We start from the raw sequence: 19,385 nt of genomic DNA on the forward strand, positions 1-19,385 counted from the left end.
CCTTTTTGGCGTCACATCAATTTTGCTGATCCCAAAGGGCAAAACTCCTGAATTGACGCCGAGCACAATCGGGATAACGTCAGGACAGAAATTCCCAGAGGTCATAATGCCCCAATCCGTCCGTCTTCTGAACCCGATCCTGATCGTTGGCTGCGTTATCATCACGGTCAATTTCGCGGTGCGCGGATCTTTTGGTGTGTTCCAGATACCCATCGCGGACGAATTCGGCTGGTTGCGCTCTGATTTCTCGATGGCGATTGCAATCCAGAACCTGGCCTGGGGCATCGGTCAGCCCATCTTTGGCGCCATCGCTGAAAAGGTCGGTGACCGACGCGCCATTGTTTTGGGCGCACTGGTTTATGCCGCAGGTATGGTTCTGTCGGCGTGGTCTGTCACACCGTTCGAACATCAGATGTACGCTTGGCTGGTCGGATTTGGTATCGCAGGAACCGGGTTCGGCGTGATCCTGGCCGTAGTGGGCCGGGCCTCGTCGGACGCAAACCGATCCATGTCACTGGCTATTGTCACAGCAGCAGGCAGTTTCGGACAGGTCCTGGGCGCCCCCACCGCGGAATGGATGCTGACATTTCTGCCCTGGCAACAGGTGTTCATCGTCTTTGCCATCGCAATTCTGGCAATGATCCTGACACTGCCGTTTATGCGCGCGCCGCAAGCGATCAGCCGGGCAGAACAAGAAGAAAGCATGAGCCAAATCCTGGGTAAAGCGTTCCGGGACCCGTCCTACACACTGATCTTCCTGGGGTTTTTCAGCTGCGGTTACCAATTGGGCTTTATCACCGCGCACTTCCCAGCCTTCGTGACCGAGATGTGCGGTCCAATTCAACCGGGCGGCGTTTTACATTCGATCGGGATCACATCAACCTCTGCACTGGGCGCGGTCTCGATTTCCTTGATCGGTCTGGCCAATATCGGTGGGACACTTCTGGCGGGCTGGGCTGGCAACCACTTTCCCAAGAAATACCTGCTGGCTGCCATCTATACCGCCCGAACACTGGCGGCCGCTGCGTTCATCGTGTTCCCGATCACACCGCTTTCGGTTATCGTGTTTTCACTGGTGATGGGCTCGCTCTGGCTGGCCACGGTGCCGCTTACCTCAGGCTTGGTCGCGCATCTTTATGGCCTGCGCTATATGGGCACGCTCTATGGCATCATCTTCTTTAGCCATCAGGTCGGCAGCTTCCTGGGCGTCTGGCTGGGCGGGCGGATGTATGACCAATACGGCGATTACACCACGGTCTGGTGGATCGGCGTCGCAATCGGAGCCTTTAGCGCCATCGTCCACCTGCCCATCCGCGAATACAGGTCAGCCCCCATCGCCGCCTAAGCTAGACGGCTTCGCCCCGCGTCAGCAAACCGGCAGACACCAGCCGATCTGCCCATCCCTGAGCGCCGGTGAAATGATGCGTCTGCCAGCCTCGCGCCCGCGCGGTTTCGATGTTGTCGATCCGGTCATCGGCAAACAGCAACCGCTCGGGCGGCACGCTACAATCGGCTTCGACCATCTCATAAATTGGCACATGAGGCTTCACTAGTTTCATACGGCCAGAGACATACTGACGGTCAAATTCGTTTAGAAACGGATAGACCGTGGTGGCATAGTCGAAATTCTGCACCCCGAAATTGGTCAGCGCAAATACCGGAAAACGCTTGGCGCGCAAGGCCCGTTGCAACCGTACAGAGTGGGGAATTTCCGGGGCCGCCAGTTCAATCCAATTGTCATGCCACATGCGGATTTCGTCACGCCACTCCGGGTACTTCTCGGCCCAGTTATAGATTGTGTCGGTGAAATGATGCCCCTGATCGACAAGGTCGTTCATCCCGTGCAGATCCACCTCGGCAAACATGGCCCGGCGGCGATCTTCGCCAATCACTTTGTCGTAATAGCGTTCTGGCTGCCACTCGATCAGGACATTTCCAATATCAAAAACAACGGCTTCAATCGGCATGGGTATTTCCCGTTCTCACAATCCCTGTTGCCGGTGACTGAACCAATCCCGGTCGGAATTTACAAGGTCCTAACCGCAGCGCACAGCGCTGCCTGGCCCAACCGGAGGTGGCGCATCCTTGATGCGTCTTCGACGAGCGGGAGCCTTACGTGTGCAACGCGGCCCGCAACTCCCGCTCCAGCGCGTCCAGAAATCGGGAGCGATCAGCTTTACCGAACGGCTTACCTCCGCCACCGGCACCCAGCGGATTAGCGGCCCGCAGATCGGCCATCAAATCACGCATCGCCAATTGTTGTCCGATATTGGCCGCAGTAAAAGCCTCTCCGTTTGGGCGCAGAACGCACGCGCCCGCCTCAACGCATTTCGCAGCCAGAGGGATATCGGATGTCACCACCACGTCTCCGGTCCCGCAGCGATCCGCTATCCATTTATCTGCCTCATCTGCCCCTTCGGCCACGATGACAACCTGCACCAGAGGGTTCGGCGATGGCCGTAATCCTCCGTTCGACACCAATGCCATCGCCACTTTGTGACGGGTGGCCACACGCTCCGCTTCGGCCTTCACAGGGCAGGCGTCGCCATCAATGAATAGCGTCGTCACGCCTTTTTTGCCTGTTTTTCAGGTGGCTTCTTACGCACCTTGAATTCTTCCGGGATTGGCATCCGGTTGAACGCGTCCAGACCGGCGATCTTATAGGCCTCGGCCAGCGTCGGGTAGTTGAACGTGTTCTGTACAAAGTAATCGACAGTGCCTTTCAGGTTCAGAACCGCCTGAGCGATATGGATCAGCTCTGTCGCGCCTTCACCCACGATCTGCACCCCAAGTACACGACGGGTTTTCAGCGAAAACAGCATCTTCAGCATGCCATGCTCTAATCCCATGATATGCCCGCGCGAGGTTTCGCGAAACCGGGCCACACCAACCTCATAGGGAATGCCGCGCTCTTGCAGCTCTTCTTCGGACATGCCGCAGGTTGAGATTTCGGGCACCGAATAGATGCCATAGGGATACCATGGGCTTTCTGGCAGGGTCGGGGTTTCCAGCGCATGACAGGCGGCCACGCGGCCCTGTTGCAAAGACGTAGACGCCAGCGACGGATGCCCGATCACATCACCGGTGGCATAGATATGCGGTACCGCAGTCTGATAGGTTTTGCGGTCCACGTCGATCCGGTTGCGATGGTCAGTTTCCACACCAACCGCATCCAGGTTCAGTGCCGAGGTCGCCCCCATCCGCCCGGCCGCAAACAACAGCATTTCCGCACGTACATGGCGGCCGTTTTCCAGTGTCACCTCAACATGCCCGCCAACGTCTTCGATCTTTTCAACGGCCGACCCCAATCGCAGGTCCACGCCGTTTTCGCGGATCTGATGGGTGAAATCATGGATCAAACGGGTATCGATAAAGTCCAGGAAAGTATCGCGCGGCTCGATTAAGGTGACCCGAACATCGAGGGTTGAGAACATGGTGGCGTATTCCACCCCAATCACCCCGGCACCAATCACCACCAGAGATCGTGGGATTTCCGCCATTTCCAGAAAATCGTCACCATCCAAAACCGTCTTGCCGTTGAACGGCACATAATCGGGCCGGTAGGTCTTGGTCCCCGTGGCGATCAAAAACTTGGCCGCTGTCAGACGTGTGGTTTCCCCGGCATCCGTGGCCACTTCAACGGTGTGTGGGCCGACAAATCTGGCCAGACCGTTCAGGGATTTAACATGGTTGCGGTTGAACTGATGTTCCAGCACGTCGACCTCATGGTCCAAAGTCATGTGCAGGCGGGCTTTCAGATCCTCGGCCCGGATTTGGTCTTTTACCCGGTACGAGCGCCCGTAAAAGCTGCGCTCGCGCCAGCCTGACAGATTCAGCACCGTCTCGCGCAGGGTTTTCGAGGGGATCGTCCCGGTATGAACCGAGACACCGCCGAACCGATCCTTGCGGTCGATCACCAGCACGCGCCGCTTCAACTTTCCCGCCTGAATGGCCGCCGAACGACCTGAGGGGCCGGAACCGATGATAATCAGGTCGTAATCGTAATCGCTCATGGCTCAGTCTCCGTACAGTGCCTCAGCGTGGAAGGTGATGTGATCTTCCATGAAGGTCGACACAAAGTAATACGAATGATCATAGCCGGGCTGCAGCCGGAAAATCGCCTGTTGGCGGCGCATGGCGATTGCCTGTGCCAGGGCTTCGGGGCGCAAAAGGTCGATAAACTGGTCATTGGCACCAGTGTCGATCAGGACGGGCCCGTCAAACCCCCTTTCCGCCATCAGGATTGAGGCGTCATGTTTGGCCCAAGCAGCCTCATCCGGGCCCAGATAGGCCTTGAGTTGCTTGCGCCCCCAATCCGCACCGGTCGGGTTTGAGATTGGCGCAAATGCCGAGACTGACTTAAACCGCCCCGGCAGATTCATCGCCATGGTCAGCGCGCCGTGCCCCCCCATCGAATGGCCGGTGATCGCCTGACGATCACTATCGATGGCAAAGTTCTGGGTCACCAAGGCGGGCAACTCTTCTGCCACATAGTCCCACATGTTGAAATGCGGAGCCCAGGGGGTTTGCGTGGCGTTCACATAGAACCCGGCACCTTGTCCCAGATCGTAATCTTCGTGATCTGCCACGCCTTCACCGCGCGGAGAAGTGTCCGGGAAAACCACAGCAATGCCCTGTTCCGCAGCCCAGGCCTGCGCGCCCGCTTTGGTCATCGCGTTTTCATGGGTGCAGGTCAGACCGGACAGATACCACAGCACTGGAACCGGGCCGTCCTTGGCCTCGGCCGGCAGAAACAGACCAAAGGTCATATCGCACTGGCACGCGGTTGACGCATGGCGATACACGCCTTGCACACCACCAAAACATGCATTCTCCGAGAGGGTTTCCATCAGGCATCATCCTTCGCTTTACGGTGCGACATGGCTAACGGCCCGGGTCCCTGACGTAAAGTCCGAGAGCCTCTGACAGGCGTAATTTCCACAAGTCAGGATGTGCCGACCCACGCGATGACGAAAGGTACCGTCAGAATGCTGGCAGCAGTGGACAACAGGATCGCTGCCGAAGCCCGGTGCGGTGCCACGCCGTAATGCGCGGCCAGCATATAGACATTGCCAGCCACAGGCAGCGCTGCTGCAGCAATCGCAACAGTGGCAGGGAAGGTTTCTATCGGAATAATCCAGATCAAAGCGACGGCAACACAGATGGGGTGGATGACAAGTTTGCAGAAACTCAGCCACGCGGCGATCTGTACCCGCTCGGCTGATTTGCTGGCCAGCGACGCCCCGATTGCGAACAAAGCCCCCGGTGTGGCCGCACCGCCGAGGATTGTCAGAAAGTCATTCAACGGAGTTGGGACCGGAACCTGCAGGGCAGACCAAAGCATTCCTGCGGAAATCGAGACGATCATCGGGTTTTTCAGCAAGCCCAACCCAATCAACCGGAATGTGGCCGGGGTTAGTCGCCCGTCGCGCCCGCCATTGATCAAAATGACAATCAGCGAAGAAAACACGACGAGATCAACCGTTAACACCAGCATCACGGGGCCAATCGCGGCCTCAGAAAACAGCAGAGCCAGCATCGGCAAGCCGAGGAAACCCACATTGCCAATCGCCGCGCATTGCGCCTCGACTGCGGCAGTAGGAATGTCGAGACCACGTAGCCACGCCACCAGAGTTGCCAGCGTATAAACAACCACGGTGCCCAACAGGTACCCAAACACCAGCCGACCGTTGAAAATCTCGGCAAACGGCAACGTCGCGGCAAAGCGGAACAGCATAGCGGATAGCGCAAAGTAAAAAACGAACTTGGTTAGATATGCGGTGGCGTCTTCGGAAAAAAACCGGCTGCGACCGGCCCAATAGCCCAAGCCGATAATTGCAAAAAAAGGAAGCGTACGCAGAAAGATATCGACCATGCGCAAACAGTTAACAGGGTTTTCACGGGCCGCAAGGCCAAGCCGGGCAACTCGGATTAACCGTTCATTGCCTGACCTGAGAGGGCGGTTTCTGACAATAAAATGATCGAAAAGCAAAGTTACGGTGGGTCGGAACACATGAGAATCGTTGTATCTGAACTGATCGGTTTATAGTTTCAGCTAATCATCTACCAAAGGAGAGGTCATGACCCAAGCCGCCGCCATTCTACGAACGGGCCGCAAATTCGATCAGGTTTTGCGCGGCGCCCGAGAAGTTTTCATGGCAGATGGGTTCGAAGGCGCAAGTGTGGATGACATAGCCCGCGCGGCGGGGGTCTCGAAGGCGACGCTGTACAGCTACTTCCCTGACAAGCGCCTGTTGTTCATGGAAGTCGCTCAAACCGAGTGTAAGCGAATGGCGGAAAATGTCATTGCCATGATCGACGACAGCAAGCCTGCGCGTGAGGTCCTGACAATTGCCGCGACTCAGCTGACTGCCTTTCTGGTCTCTGAATTCGCGCAACAAGTGTTCAGGATCTGTGTAGCTGAACGGGACAGGTTCCCCGAACTAGGCAAAGCCTTTTACGAAGCCGGGCCGCAGAATGGTCAGCGACAAATGGCAGAATACCTGGAAAAGGCTGTCAAAAAGGGCGAGCTGGCAATCGAAGACGTCCACATTGCAGCGGAACAATTCTCGGAACTGTGCAAAGTCAGAATTTGGCCCCGTGCAGCTTTTGGAATTCAAACAAGTTTTGAGAAATCCGAAATTGATGCGATCGCTTTGCAAGCAGTAGACATGTTCATGGCCCGCTACGGCGTCTGAATCTGTACAAAACTTTTGCACGCGCAAACCAGACCAATCGACAAAAAAAGTGGCTGAATATTGAGACTGACCAGCTTTCATCCAGACGGTCCATGCCCGGAGAAATTTGGTCAAAATGGTGGTTTCACCGAGCGGACATAGTGCCGGATGCGCAAGCGTATGTCCGTGATTTCCCAAAGCATCACTCCCTGCAGGGTGACGGCATATCCGTCATGCGGATGACTGCGCCATAATCTCGGCCTTGGCGGCAGAACAGGCCAAACGGGACAACTGACCCCAGAAGTTTGTGCCGTCAATGCTCCGGGGTATCTGCGTGATCTGGGTGCAGCCACACGCCCGTTGCTGGATCAGATTGGACCCCACAATCTGGAAATCCACCCGCGGTGGTGCCCCGACCTTTGCCCTGTGATCTCAGGCCAATACCCGCATGGGAAAGGTGCCAGGCCCTTTTCGGCACAGATGACTTTCGTCTTTGGAACTACAGTGTGCAGCACGGGCGACAGGCGTATTCATATTATGCACTTGCTCAGCGCCCGCAAAACTCTCAACGTGAGAGTGTACCCAAATCACTGGCAGACGAGACTGGGGTAGGTTCGGGAAGTCAGTTGACAATGGATTTTGTATTTTGGATACATTGGGCAGAGATGTCGCGGCGGCGAGAGTCGCCAAAGATTGCTCTGGCCAAAATGAGCAACGCGAATGTCTGAAAAAAACATTTCTGGGAGATACTCATGAAACTGAAATTAATGGCTGCAACTGCTGCGATCGCCTTATCGGGCGCTGCGGCACAAGCGAATACGCTGGTTTATTGCTCCGAAGGATCGCCCGAAGGGTTTGACCCGGCGCTGTTCACGGCTGGCACAACCTTTGATGCGTCTTCGCACCCGATCTATAACCGCTTGCTTGAATTTGAGACCGGCACAACCAACGTGATCCCCGGACTGGCCGAAAGTGTCGAGGCCAGCGATGATGGTCTGGAATACACATTCAAGCTGCGTCAGGGCGTCAAATTCCATTCGAATGACGAATTCACCCCGACCCGTGACTTTAACGCCGATGACGTGATCTTTTCATTCATGCGCCAGAAGGACGAAGGACACCCCTTCAACCAGGTTTCTGGTGGCACATGGGAATACTTCCAGGGCATGGGTATGCCGGATCTGGTTGAGTCCATCGAAAAAGTTGACGACTACACTGTGAAATTCAAGCTTTCCAAGCCCGAGGCCCCGTTCGTGGCCAACATGGCGATGGATTTCGCTTCAATCCTGTCGGCAGAATATGCCGACGCGATGATGGAAGCGGGCACACCTGAAAAGCTGAACACCGCGCCAATCGGCACCGGCCCGTTCTCGTTCGTGGCTTATCAAAAAGACGCGGTGATCCGTTACGCCAACAACGGCGATTACTGGAAAGCGCCTGCTGACGTGGACAACCTGATCTTTGCGATCACGCCTGACGCATCAGTGCGTTATCAAAAGTTGAAGGCGGGCGAATGCCACATCATGCCTTATCCGAACCCCGCCGATATTCAGGCGATGCAGGATGACGCCGACATCAACATGCTGGAGCAAGAGGGCCTGAACGTGGGCTATCTGGCCTACAACACCACCATGGAGCCTTTCGACAACCCCAATGTCCGCAAAGCGCTGAACATGGCGATCGACAAGAACGCAATCATCGATGTTGTGTTCCAGGGCTCAGGGCAAGTTGCCAAGAACCCGATCCCGCCGACAATGTGGGGCTATAACGACGCGATCACTGACGATGCTTATGATCCCGAAGCCGCCAAGGCCATGCTGGAAGCAGAAGGCGTGACCGACCTGTCGATGAAGGTCTGGGCGATGCCAGTGCAGCGTCCTTACAACCCGAACGCACGCCGTATGGCAGAACTGATCCAGGCGGATTTCGCCAAGGTCGGAGTGGATGTTGAGATCGTGTCCTATGAATGGGGCGAATATCTGTCGCGGTCGAAGGAACTGAACCGGGATGGTGCGGTTCTGCTGGGTTGGACCGGCGACAACGGCGATCCAGACAACTTCTTGGCGGTTTTGCTGGGCTGTGACGGTCGCGAAGCCTCGAACCGCGCGCAGTGGTGCCACGAGCCCTTCGAAGACCTGATCCTGAAGGCCAAGCAGTCCACAGATCAGGCTGAGCGCACCAAGCTTTATGAAGAGGCACAAGTCGTCTTCAAAGAGCAGGCGCCTTGGGCAACTATTGCGCATTCGGTTGTTTACATGCCGATGAGCAACAAGGTGCAAGGTTACAAAGTGCACCCGCTGGGCGGCCACATCTTTTATGGTGTGAGCGTCGAATAAACCACCACTCACTGACCGGAGCCGCCCACCAGGCGGCTCCGGTTTCTTTTTTGGAGGTCGGCCTGAATGCCGGATTTGTCCGAGTACCGTCACCTGGCAAAGGACATGTCAGTAGACGCCGTGGCCCTTGTGCCCGGCCCGAATTTCACCCGCGCCTTGGGAAAACCTTTCATGAGCCACGAGCGGCCCTTTGTGGTCGTGGTACCGGCCGAAGGGGCTCCGGCTGCAATTGTGCCCAATCTTGAACTGGGCTCGTGGGCACTGGTTGGTTTCGACGGCGCCGTCTTCGACTGGCGCGATCAGGCCGGCTATGATGACGCGTTCTCTGCCCTTGCAGAACATATGCCGCTGACTTCACTTGCCGTCGAAGGGCAGGTCATGCGGGTCTTTGTGTCCAAGGCCTTCACCCGCGCATTGCCCGATCTGAGGATCGTGGACGCCGAGCGCGAAATTTCTGGCCTGCGCATCATCAAGACCGAAGATGATATCGCGGCGCTGCAAACGGCGATTGATATCTCGGAACGCGCGCTGGACCGCGTGATCGCGGATGTGCGTGTGGGCCAGACAGAAAAACAGGTCGAACAGGCGCTGATACAGGCGCTGTTTGCCGAAGGTGCAGCCTCGCTGGCGTTTTCGCCTATCGTGGCCGCGGGTGACAACTCGGCGCAACCACATGGCACGGCACGCGATGACTACCAGATCAAACCGGGCGACGCGCTTTTGTTCGATTTTGGTGCCCGCAAACACGGGTTTGCCGCCGATATCACGCGGACCTTTTTTGTCGAAGAAGCCTCGGACGAGGGCAGGGCGGTCTATGACACCGTGCTGCGCGCCAATCTGGCCGGGTTCGAGGCCTGTCGCCCTGGCACAACCGCCCATGATATTGACGACGCGGTGATCGGCGTGCTCGAAGCCTCGCCCTATGCTGATCGTATCCGCACCAAGACCGGTCACGGGCTGGGCCGTGATGTGCACGAAGCGCCGTATATCATGCGTGGTAACGATCAGAAAATCCTTCCGGGTATGGTCTGGACCAATGAGCCGGGCCTTTATGATCTGGACAATTTCGGCGTTCGCATAGAAGATGACGTGCTTGTTACCGAGGACGGCTGTCGGTCTCTGACCCGCTTTCCCAAAGATCTCACAATAATAGGTCGCTGATGTTTGGCTACTTTCTCACACGCCTCGGCATGTTCATTCCGACATTTCTGGGCGTGACGCTGATTTCCTTCATGTTCATCCGGGTCCTGCCGGGCGACCCAATCATCGTCATGGCCGGAGAACGCGGCATGACCGAGGAACGCTATCAGGAACTGGTTGAAAAACTTGGCTTCGACAAACCGGTCCTGCAGCAATATTGGGACTATCTGACCGGCGTGATGCAGGGTGATCTGGGCGAAAGCTTTGTCACCAAAAAACCGGTCTGGGATGAGTTCTTTGCCCTGTTCCCCGCAACGATGGAGCTGTCGATCTGTGCGATGATATTTGCTGTTGCATTGGGTCTGCCTGCCGGTGTGATCGCGGCCGTAAACCGGGGCAAGTTCTTTGACCGGGCTCTGATGTCTTCGGCGTTGGTAGGGTATTCGATGCCGATCTTCTGGTGGGCGCTGCTGCTGATTATCGTGTTTTCAGGCAATCTGGGCTGGACGCCGGTCTCGGGCCGGATTGATCTGCTGTATTATTTCCCCGACGTAACCGGCTTCATGCTGATCGACAGCCTGTTATCCGGACAGGAAGGCGCATTTAAGTCGGCTGTACGACATTTGATCCTGCCAACAATTGTTTTGGGCACCATCCCTCTCGCTGTGATCGCGCGTCAAACGCGCTCTGCGATGCTTGAGGTTCTGGGCGAGGATTATATCCGCACCGCCCGTGCCAAAGGTCTTTCACCGTCGCGGATCAACGGTTTGCACGCGCTGCGCAACGCTCTGATCCCGGTGATCACCGTTATCGGCCTGTCGGTTGGAACACTGCTGGCGGGCGCGATCCTGACCGAAACGATCTTTAGCTGGCCGGGCATCGGCAAGTGGATGGTCGACAGCATTTTCCGCCGCGATTACCCGGTGGTGCAGGGCGGACTGCTGATGATCGCCGTGATCGTCATGCTGGTAAACCTGCTGGTCGATGTCCTTTACGGCGTCATCAACCCCAAAATCCGGAGGCGGTGATGGCTGAACTGTCCGCAACCCCACCCAAAACCGAGGACCGTCCCAGCGCCCTGCGCGAGTTCTGGTTCTATTTCAGCGAAAACCGCGGCGCAGTGATGGGCCTTTGGGTCTTTGCCGCCTTTGTATTCTGCGCCGCCTTCGCGCCTTTGCTGGCGCCGTATGACCCGACCGAGCAGTTCCGGAATCACATATTGCAGCCCCCTGCATGGCAAGAAGGCGGCAGCTGGGCCTTCCCTCTGGGCACCGATCCGCTGGGCCGGGATATGCTGTCGCGGCTGATCATGGGATCGCGATACTCCTTCTTTGTCGGCATCGTTGTTGTCTGTGTGGCAGTGACAGGCGGCGTGATTGTCGGCCTGCTATCCGGTTTCGCACCCAAATGGGTCGACACAATGATCATGCGGGTGATGGATATCATTCTGTCTTTCCCTTCGCTGCTGCTCGCGCTGGTTCTGGTGGCTATTCTGGGGCCATCCTTGACCAACGCGATGATCGCGATCGCCATCGTGTTCCAGCCCCATTACGTGCGCTTGACCCGTGCCTCAGTGCTGTCTGAGCGGCAAAAAGACTATGTGACCTCAGCCCGCGTGGCCGGGGCCAGCAAGGCGCGGCTGATGTTCAAAACCGTTCTGCCCAATTGTCTGGCTCCGATCATCGTGCAGGCGGCACTGTCGTTTTCTACGGCCATTCTGGACGCCGCCGCGCTTGGCTTTCTGGGTATGGGCGCGCAACCACCAACACCGGAATGGGGCACCATGCTGGCCGAGGCGCGCGAGTTCATTCTGCGTGCATGGTGGGTAGTAACCTTCCCCGGTCTGGCCATTCTGGTCACAGTGCTGGCCATCAACCTGATGGGTGACGGTCTGCGCGACGCGCTAGACCCGAAACTAAAGCGGAGCTGACGCCATGAGCTTGTTGGAAATCCGGAACCTCACGGTTGAATTTGCCACCGCTTCGGGACAATTCCGCGCCGTAGACGGCGTGGACCTCTCTGTCGACAAAGGTGAGCTGATGGCCATCGTTGGCGAAAGCGGCTCGGGCAAGTCCGTGTCGATGCTGGCGCTGATGGGGCTGCTGCCCTGGACGGCCACGATCACCGCTGATCAACTGAGTTTTGAGGGCATCGACCTTACCAAAATTTCGGCCCGGGAACGTCGCAAGATCATCGGCAAGGACATTGCGATGATCTTTCAGGAGCCGATGTCCTCGCTGAACCCCTGTTTCACAGTTGGCTTCCAGATCAAAGAAGCCCTGCGCATCCATCTGGGCCTGAACCGTAAGGATCGTCACCAGCGCGCGATCGAGCTGTTCGATCAGGTCGGCATCCCGGCCCCCGAAAGCCGTCTGAAAACGTTTCCGCACCAGATGTCGGGCGGGATGAACCAGCGCGTCATGATCGCAATGGCCATCGCCTGTACCCCCAAGCTGTTGATCGCGGATGAGCCGACAACTGCCCTGGACGTAACGATTCAGGCGCAGATTCTGGACCTGCTTTTGCGCTTGCGCGATGAACAGGGCATGGGCTTGGTGCTGATCACTCATGACATGGGCGTCGTGGCGGAAACCGCCGAACGGGTCCAGGTTCAATATGCCGGCCAAAAGGTCGAGGAACAGCCTGTCGCCGACCTGTTCCGTACACCGCGCCATCCTTATACAACGGCATTGCTCAGTGCGCTGCCCGAGCGGGCAACATCCAAGATGCTGCCGACCATCCCCGGCGTAGTACCCGGCCAGTTCGACCGGCCCAAAGGCTGCCTGTTCAGCCCAAGATGCCAACATGCGAATGATATTTGCAGAAGCCTGCCACCGACCCCGCATAGCGCCCAGTTTGGCAAAGCCCGGTGTCACCATGTCGAACAGATAACCGCCGGAGAACTGGCATGACCGCACCCATCGTACAAGCCAGTGCATTGGCCCGGCATTACATCGTCAAGGGTGGATTGCTGTCGAAACCGGCGACCGTCAAGGCGCTGTCCGGTGTGGATTTCGATCTGCAACCGGGCAAGACCCTGGCCATCGTTGGGGAATCCGGCTGCGGGAAATCAACCCTGGCACGGGTGGTAACGATGATCGAGGAGCCGACCTCCGGCAATCTGACCATCAACGGCGTCGACATCACCCCATCGAAATGGGCCGAAATGCGCGAGACGGTTCAGATCGTGTTTCAGGATCCCTATGGCTCGCTTAACCCGCGCCAGAGGATCGGGCAGATTCTCCAGGAACCGCTGATCATCAACCGCCCTGACATGTCAGCCGCCGATCGCGAAGCCCGCGCGCGCGAGTTGATTGAGCTGGTCGGTCTGCGCCCGGAACATTACGACCGCTACCCACATATGTTCTCAGGTGGACAGCGGCAACGGATCGCCATTGCCCGCGCATTGATGCTGAACCCCAAGGTGCTTGTGCTGGACGAACCGGTCTCAGCTTTGGATGTTTCGATCCAGTCGCAGATCTTGAACCTGTTGGTTGAATTACAGGATCGCCTGAACCTGGCTTATCTGTTCATCTCGCATGATCTGTCGGTCGTAAAACACTTCGCCGATGATGTGATCGTCATGTATCTGGGTCGCGCGGTTGAAAAGGCCCCCAAGGATCAGCTGTTCGCAGCGCCCCGGCATCCCTATTCCAAGGCACTTTTGTCCACGACGCCACGCGCTGACCCCGAAGCGCGGAAAGAACGGATCAAGCTGGAAGGTGAGTTGCCGTCACCGATGAATATCCCAAAAGGCTGCGCGTTTGCACAACGGTGCTGGCTGGCAACTGAGGAATGCCGTGCAGCACCCCCCGAGCTGAGCGGCGGCACGCATCAGGTTGCGTGCCTGCATCCTCTGGACTGACCTAATCGGCATTTCGCGTGGCGGTAACCATATCCAGCAACTGATCCTTGGTGCGCCGGATGTGTTTGGTCAACAGGTCACAGGCATCCTGCACTTGTCCGGCACGGGCCAGTGACAGCAATTGTCGGTGATCCTTCTTCGCTGGTTCGCGTTGTTCCATCACGCTCAGGTGCATGCGGACATACCGGTCAGACTGCCGGTTCACGCGCTGCAGAATCTCGTTCGTCAGCCCGCGATCTGCTGCGGCATACAAGGCCATATGATACTCGTAGTTCAGGCTGCCCCAACGTCCTACGTCATAAGCGTCATAGGATTTCTCCATCTCGTCCAGGATACGTTCGCATGTTTCATAGCCCGCTTTACGCATCCGGGGGATCGCATGCTGGAACAAATCCACTTCCAGCAGGACGCGCAGATCAAAGATCTCACCGATCTCTGACAGGGAATGCATGGTGACCGACGCGCCCCGGTTGTTCGTCAACTGCACCAGCCCTTCGGCATCCAACCGCTTCAGTGCCTCGCGGATCGGCATGCGCGAGACATCATAGTCCTCAGCCAGGGCTTCTTGTCGGATGGTCTCGCCCTCGGCCATTTCGCCACTCAGGATCCGCTCACGCAGATCATTTGTGATAACATCAGGCAGGCTTTGCCGGGGGATCGCGCGGGTTCTGGGCATACGGTTCGCCTTGGGTACTGGAAACTTGTATCCAAAATACAAAATGAGCGGGTGATTTCCAAGGGCCTTGCATGCAGAGATATCAATTTGGTGTTTTTTGTTTCAATGACCATAAATGAGACAGCCGGTCAGGGACGGTGCAACATCGAAAGGAGCCAATTGATGGACAGTCAGCGATTTCTGCCTAAAGGCGCGATCTCTGTTGACGTGCCTTATGACGGTCCGCCGAAGACCTTCTACTTTTTGCTGTTGCCTAAAACGACCATGCTGGCCTTCAGCGCCGCGATTGAGCCGCTGCGCATTTCCAACCAGCTGGCCAGAAAGCAACTGTTTGAATGGTATGTCTTGTCGCCAGACGGCGCTCCGGTAACCTGTTCGAACGGGATCGGCATTCAAGTCGACCATCAAATGCACGACCTAAGCAAAGAGGCATACACTTTCGTCTGCTCCGGGACAGAACCCATGGCCTCGCTCGACCCCACCGTTTTGAACTGGATCCGCCGCCAAAAAGCCCATGGTTGCGAGTTCGGCGGCATCTGCACCGGCGCCTTCGCCTTGGCGAAGGCCGGACTTATCGGCAGCAAACGTTTCACTGTGCATTGGGAAAACCGCCCCGGCTTTTGTGAGAACTTCTCGGCAATGGTCCCATCGCAGAACCTTTATGAAATTGACGGGCAACTTCGGACATGCGGGGGCGGGCATGCCAGCACGGACATGATGCTTGAGGTGATTGAAGAGATGTTTGGTAACGCCCTGGCGGTGAGCGTATCCGAGATGTGCCTGCATCGGCGGGCAGGGGACAGCGACAGCCAACAGATATCTTCTGTTTCAGCGGTTTTGGGCACGCGGAATGCCAAACTGATCGAGGCCGTGCAGATCATGCGAGACTACATTGAATCGCCCCTCAGCCTTGAGGCGGTGGCTAAGCAGGCCTCACTCTCCCGCCGCCATATGGAACGCCTGTTCCGGCAGCATACCAACATGTCGCCGGGGCAGTTCTACAACAACCTGAGGCTGGATCGCGCCTTTGCTCTGCTGAGCGAAACTGATCTGAGCGTATCCGAGATCGCCTTTGCTGCGGGATTTTCCAGCACCGACCGGCTGTCAGTACATTTCCGCAGCCGTTACAAGATTTCCCCCCATAATTTCCGCCGTTCCTGGGCGCAGGACGGGACACAAAAATAATCCACGGCTTCTATTGATTGGATCAATAGTTATTATCCAAACAATCTGTTGGATCGATGAATGCAATTGCACGAAATTGCGGCCAGTAACTGCGATCCAGATCGCAAACTCCAAAGTAGTGTCATGAACCCACAGGCGAATTCACTCAGGCTAATCTGAACTCCTGCGGCAATTACCTGATTGACCCTGACCGTGGCGAAGAAGTGATGATGAACGACGTGCGCATTTTGCGTGCGCCGACCATCTTTTCGCAATTCCAAGTCGCGGGCTATCACATGGCCATTGTCACGGCCAAAGACAAGTTGCGCGCTGTAGCCTTTTCCCCGGAACGTTCTGGAGCGACGACCAAGTCCGAACATGGCATCGAAACTGCCAGCGAATGGCTGGTCATGCCCGTGCCCGAAGTCTACTCGGCCGAGCTGTTCGAGTTTGTTTTTGCCGCCGGTGTCAAGCTGCTGAGGGAATTCAAACCGGGCATCATGTATCTGTCGACCACAGATCACATTCAACACAAGTTTGCCCCCGAGCAGCAAGGCTGCGCTGGATTTCCCTGCAATGTTCGACAAGTATCTGGCACAATTGGACGACCTTGGCGCCACAAATCATGGGCTGAAGCCCAAACACAATGCCGAAGGAAAACCGAATGTGATCTATGCGCAGGACCTTATTGATGAGTGACTAGGCAAAGATCAGGCCCGCGTGATCCTGCCGATTACCGACTCTTACGTCGTCCACCACGGTGCGCTGGGTGCTTTTGCCACAGCCTATCTGCCCGAAGATGCGGAATAAACTGAAATCATGGCAAGGCTTGACGCAATCGACGACATGGTCCTGGTGATCGACAAGGAAGAGGTGATCAATCGGTTTGAACTGCCCGCTGACCGCATCGGCGATATCGTCATGATCTCGGGCGAGAACATGACCATCGGAACCTCGGAACACCGTCACAACCTGGCTGCCCTCAAGGAACCCTTCCGCGGCCATGGGGGCCTGACAGAGCAAGAGGTGCCCTTTATCGTCAACCGTGTCGTCGATCTGGGCAACACTCCGGACCCGCGGAACTTCGACGCATTTTCTATGCAACTAAAGCTGCGGCGCAATAGGCGATGAAGGATCACATCATGGCCAAATCCGAGATCAGAAACGCAGGGATGCGCATCGCGCGGCGAGGTTGTTTTTACTGAAAAGACAATCCCCGTTCATTACCCCTATACCAACGAGGTTGTGGGCTATGTTCCGGCGGGCACCACAGAACACGCGCGCAACAACTTTGAGATTGCCGCGAACTGCACGCCAAAAAAATCACCCGGAATGAACGCAGCCAGATTCTGCAGCGTGCAGGCGAGCTGATCGGGGAAAAGCGCGAGTTTCTGGCGAAATGACTAACGCTGGTGCTGGGCATTTGCCACCAGCACGCGATTTGCGAGATCAGGCGCGCAGGATGTTTACCAATTCGCCGCTGCCGAGGCGCTGAAAGATGACGCTGAGATTTTCCTTCGACCTGACCGATAGCGGCAAAGAGCGCAAGAATTTCACCGAGCGCGTGCTGGTCAAAGCCATCAGCGCAATCACACTCTTCAACCACCCGCTGAACATGGTTAGCCATGAGTTCGCGCCGTCGATTGCGGCCAATAACTGTATGGTGTGCAAACCAACCGAACTGACGCCGCTGACCGCGCTGACCCTGGCTGATATCCTGTACTAGGCCGGTCTGCCGCCCGAGGTGTTCCAGGTTGTCACCGAATGGTCGCAAGACATCGATGATGAGACGAACACCAATGATAACATCGACATCATCACCTTCACCGGGAGCATGCCTGTCGGTAAGGTGATCGCTGAAAAGGCGGTCTATAAACGTCAAACTCTTGAGCTGGGCGGTAATGACCCGCTGATCATTCTCAATGACCTCAGCGCTGCTGATCTGGACAAGGCCACGACCATTGCCGAGGCCAGCGTTGTACGGCGATCAAATGCGTTCTGGTTCAGGACAGTGTCGCCGATAAGTTTGTCCCCCTGATGTTGGAAAAAGTCGAGGCAATCAGGTTTGGTGATCCGCAGGACCCCGGCACGCAACTGGGCTGCGTGATCTATGACCAGGGCGCTCAAATCCTCTGTCATCCCGGTCGTCAGGGGGCCTTGCTGCCGATTGTGATCGGCAAAGTGCCCCAGAACAGCGTGCTGGTGATGGAGGAAACCTTTGGTCCCATCGTTAGGGAGCTCGACAATGACCCAGAGGTCATTGCACTTTCAAACTCGACCGATTTCGGCCTGTCATCGGGTGTCTGCAACAACGATCAGAACCGGGCGATTGCCTCTATCAACGGGCTGGACGCGGGCACCTGCAACATCTGGGAACAGCCCGGTTATCGCATCGAGATGTCTCCGTTTGCTGGCATCAAGGACAGTGGCAATGGCGTCAAGGAAGGTGTGATCAAAGCGATGAAGTTCTTCAAAAACGCCAAGACTTACTCGCTGCCTTGGCTGCGGGTAACGACGTAGGCTGGCGCAGGCGAGAATTCCGTATTATCCCAAGACCCATGTCTTTTGATCTGAAAAACCTTCAACTGTTCGTCCGTGTGGCAACTTTGGGGGCTATCGGGCGGGCAGGGGCCGAGTTCGGATTTTCAGCGACAAACACGTCGCAACGCCTGCAGGCGCTGGAGTCAGAGTTGGACGTCAAGCTGCTGAACCGGACTACGCGCGCCATTTCTCTGACCCCGGACGGAGAACTGTTTCTGGATCACGCGAAACACATTCTCGAAGATATCGAGGATGCCCGCACCGCTCTGTCCCGCACTTCAGGGACTGTCTCAGGAAAGCTGCGGGTCACGGCATCTGCGTCTTTTGGTCGGTCTCATATCGTACCGTATGTGCCCGATTTTCTGGGCCTCTACCCTCATGTCCAGCTGGACCTGAACCTGACCGACACGGTGATTGACATTGTTGAACAGGGCTATGATCTGGCCTTCCGCATTGGCGATCTGGGCCCGTCCAGCTTGCTGGCGCAGAAGCTGGATGATGATCCCCGCATGCTGGTGGCATCGCCAAAGTATCTGCAGCGCGCGGGCATCCCGCAATCACCAGCGGACCTGACCAACCACGCCTGCCTGACCATGCAGCCCCGAGAGATCTGGCACCTGATTGACCGGTCTGAAACCATGCACGATGTCCGGGTGTCCGGGCCTGTAACCGTCAGCCTTGGTGACGCGATCGTCGATTGGACACTGGCGGGACTGGGTATCGGCAAGGCCTCGCTCTGGCAGACCGGAGAGCACATCCGCGCCGGGCGGCTGGTTCCAGTTCTGCCCCAGATGCGCGATTTGTCAGATTCCAAGATCTGGGCGGTGCGCCCGCCCGGTCGTTTGATGCACGCGCGCGTCAAAGCATTCCTCGACTTCATGCGCGCCCGCATCATTGAGACCAACAAAGCCTGCTATGCCGATCTGATCTGAGCCATTCTTTCGCAGGGCGGGATAATCATTGCCGAAAGCCGTAGATAGTGGCGA

At 56.8% G+C, this 19,385-nt stretch carries 19 protein-coding genes and 1 pseudogene; 13 read left to right on the forward strand and 7 right to left on the reverse strand.

Going from position 1 to position 19,385, the window contains the following annotated elements:
- The first annotated feature begins 106 nt into the window (after positions 1–106).
- Positions 107–1,345, forward strand: coding sequence for an MFS transporter (locus SJY13_RS21165; RefSeq protein WP_377194064.1), 1,239 nt, complete (start codon positions 107–109; stop codon positions 1,343–1,345).
- A 1-nt stretch (position 1,346) separates the two neighbouring features.
- On the opposite strand, the gene SJY13_RS21170 is transcribed toward SJY13_RS21165, so the two are convergent.
- The 5 genes from SJY13_RS21170 to SJY13_RS21190 all read right to left on the reverse strand — a co-directional run bounded on the left by SJY13_RS21170 (position 1,347) and on the right by SJY13_RS21190 (position 5,875).
- Positions 1,347–1,967: an HAD family hydrolase gene (locus tag SJY13_RS21170; protein WP_377194066.1), complete on the reverse strand. Its 621-nt coding sequence runs from the start codon at positions 1,965–1,967 to the stop codon at positions 1,347–1,349.
- Between the two features lie 145 nt (positions 1,968–2,112).
- Positions 2,113–2,568: a YaiI/YqxD family protein gene (locus SJY13_RS21175; protein WP_377194068.1), complete on the reverse strand. Its 456-nt coding sequence runs from the start codon at positions 2,566–2,568 to the stop codon at positions 2,113–2,115.
- The gene (sthA, locus tag SJY13_RS21180) at positions 2,565–4,013 is read right to left on the reverse strand and encodes a Si-specific NAD(P)(+) transhydrogenase (RefSeq protein ID WP_377194070.1); all 1,449 of its coding nucleotides are present in this window, start codon (positions 4,011–4,013) and stop codon (positions 2,565–2,567) included. The genes SJY13_RS21175 and sthA overlap by 4 nt, the downstream gene beginning before the upstream one ends.
- Before the next feature lie 3 nt (positions 4,014–4,016).
- A complete protein-coding gene (gene fghA, locus SJY13_RS21185) occupies positions 4,017–4,850 on the reverse strand; it encodes an S-formylglutathione hydrolase (RefSeq protein WP_377194072.1) in 834 nt (277 codons plus the stop codon).
- Between the two features lie 95 nt (positions 4,851–4,945).
- Complete coding sequence (locus SJY13_RS21190) at positions 4,946–5,875, reverse strand: AEC family transporter (RefSeq protein ID WP_377194074.1); 930 nt, start codon at positions 5,873–5,875, stop codon at positions 4,946–4,948.
- A 205-nt stretch (positions 5,876–6,080) separates the two neighbouring features.
- Here SJY13_RS21190 and SJY13_RS21195 point away from each other — a divergent pair, with 205 nt between their 5' ends.
- From SJY13_RS21195 to SJY13_RS21225, 7 genes are all read left to right on the forward strand, one after another.
- Positions 6,081–6,698 (forward strand): TetR/AcrR family transcriptional regulator, encoded by a 618-nt coding sequence (locus SJY13_RS21195; RefSeq protein WP_085822227.1) that lies wholly within the window; start codon positions 6,081–6,083, stop codon positions 6,696–6,698.
- Between the two features lie 731 nt (positions 6,699–7,429).
- The gene (locus SJY13_RS21200) at positions 7,430–9,013 is read left to right on the forward strand and encodes an ABC transporter substrate-binding protein (protein ID WP_085822228.1); all 1,584 of its coding nucleotides are present in this window, start codon (positions 7,430–7,432) and stop codon (positions 9,011–9,013) included.
- Positions 9,014–9,079: 66 nt separating this feature from the next.
- On the forward strand, positions 9,080–10,174 hold the full coding sequence (locus SJY13_RS21205; RefSeq protein ID WP_377194076.1) for a M24 family metallopeptidase: 1,095 nt from the start codon (positions 9,080–9,082) through the stop codon (positions 10,172–10,174).
- Complete coding sequence (locus SJY13_RS21210; RefSeq protein ID WP_085822230.1) at positions 10,174–11,181, forward strand: ABC transporter permease subunit; 1,008 nt, start codon at positions 10,174–10,176, stop codon at positions 11,179–11,181. Before SJY13_RS21205 ends, SJY13_RS21210 begins: the two co-directional genes overlap by 1 nt.
- On the forward strand, positions 11,181–12,083 hold the full coding sequence (locus tag SJY13_RS21215; RefSeq protein ID WP_377194078.1) for an ABC transporter permease subunit: 903 nt from the start codon (positions 11,181–11,183) through the stop codon (positions 12,081–12,083). Before SJY13_RS21210 ends, SJY13_RS21215 begins: the two co-directional genes overlap by 1 nt.
- A gap of 4 nt (positions 12,084–12,087) precedes the next feature.
- Complete coding sequence (locus SJY13_RS21220; protein WP_377194080.1) at positions 12,088–13,065, forward strand: ABC transporter ATP-binding protein; 978 nt, start codon at positions 12,088–12,090, stop codon at positions 13,063–13,065.
- Entirely contained in the window at positions 13,062–14,018 is a 957-nt protein-coding gene (locus SJY13_RS21225) for an ABC transporter ATP-binding protein (RefSeq protein WP_377194082.1), read from the forward strand. Before SJY13_RS21220 ends, SJY13_RS21225 begins: the two co-directional genes overlap by 4 nt.
- Before the next feature lies 1 nt (position 14,019).
- Here the strand turns inward: SJY13_RS21225 and SJY13_RS21230 are convergent, their stop codons facing one another.
- The gene (locus tag SJY13_RS21230; RefSeq protein ID WP_377194084.1) at positions 14,020–14,694 is read right to left on the reverse strand and encodes a GntR family transcriptional regulator; all 675 of its coding nucleotides are present in this window, start codon (positions 14,692–14,694) and stop codon (positions 14,020–14,022) included.
- Between the two features lie 162 nt (positions 14,695–14,856).
- Here SJY13_RS21230 and SJY13_RS21235 point away from each other — a divergent pair, with 162 nt between their 5' ends.
- On the forward strand, positions 14,857–15,879 hold the full coding sequence (locus SJY13_RS21235) for a GlxA family transcriptional regulator (RefSeq protein WP_377194086.1): 1,023 nt from the start codon (positions 14,857–14,859) through the stop codon (positions 15,877–15,879).
- Between the two features lie 32 nt (positions 15,880–15,911).
- Here SJY13_RS21235 and SJY13_RS21240 read toward each other — a convergent pair whose 3' ends face one another.
- On the reverse strand, positions 15,912–16,445 hold the full coding sequence (locus SJY13_RS21240) for a hypothetical protein (RefSeq protein ID WP_377194088.1): 534 nt from the start codon (positions 16,443–16,445) through the stop codon (positions 15,912–15,914).
- Between SJY13_RS21240 and SJY13_RS21245 the strand changes: the two genes are divergently transcribed.
- The 4 genes and pseudogenes from SJY13_RS21245 to SJY13_RS21260 all read left to right on the forward strand — a co-directional run bounded on the left by SJY13_RS21245 (position 16,435) and on the right by SJY13_RS21260 (position 19,331).
- Positions 16,435–16,557, forward strand: a complete 123-nt coding sequence (locus SJY13_RS21245) for a hypothetical protein (RefSeq protein WP_377194090.1) — start codon at positions 16,435–16,437, stop codon at positions 16,555–16,557. The genes SJY13_RS21240 and SJY13_RS21245 overlap by 11 nt on opposite strands.
- A gap of 120 nt (positions 16,558–16,677) precedes the next feature.
- Entirely contained in the window at positions 16,678–16,989 is a 312-nt protein-coding gene (locus tag SJY13_RS21250) for a hypothetical protein (RefSeq protein ID WP_377194092.1), read from the forward strand.
- A 367-nt stretch (positions 16,990–17,356) separates the two neighbouring features.
- Positions 17,357–18,378 (forward strand): annotated as a pseudogene (locus SJY13_RS21255) (aldehyde dehydrogenase family protein).
- Between the two features lie 38 nt (positions 18,379–18,416).
- Positions 18,417–19,331 carry a LysR family transcriptional regulator gene (locus SJY13_RS21260; RefSeq protein WP_377194094.1) on the forward strand — a complete coding sequence of 305 codons (915 nt, stop codon included), beginning with the start codon at positions 18,417–18,419 and terminating at the stop codon, positions 19,329–19,331.
- The last annotated feature ends 54 nt before the right edge of the window (positions 19,332–19,385 follow it).

The sequence above is a fragment of the Ruegeria meonggei genome, from assembly GCF_042768335.1.
Lineage (GTDB): Bacteria > Pseudomonadota > Alphaproteobacteria > Rhodobacterales > Rhodobacteraceae > Ruegeria > Ruegeria meonggei.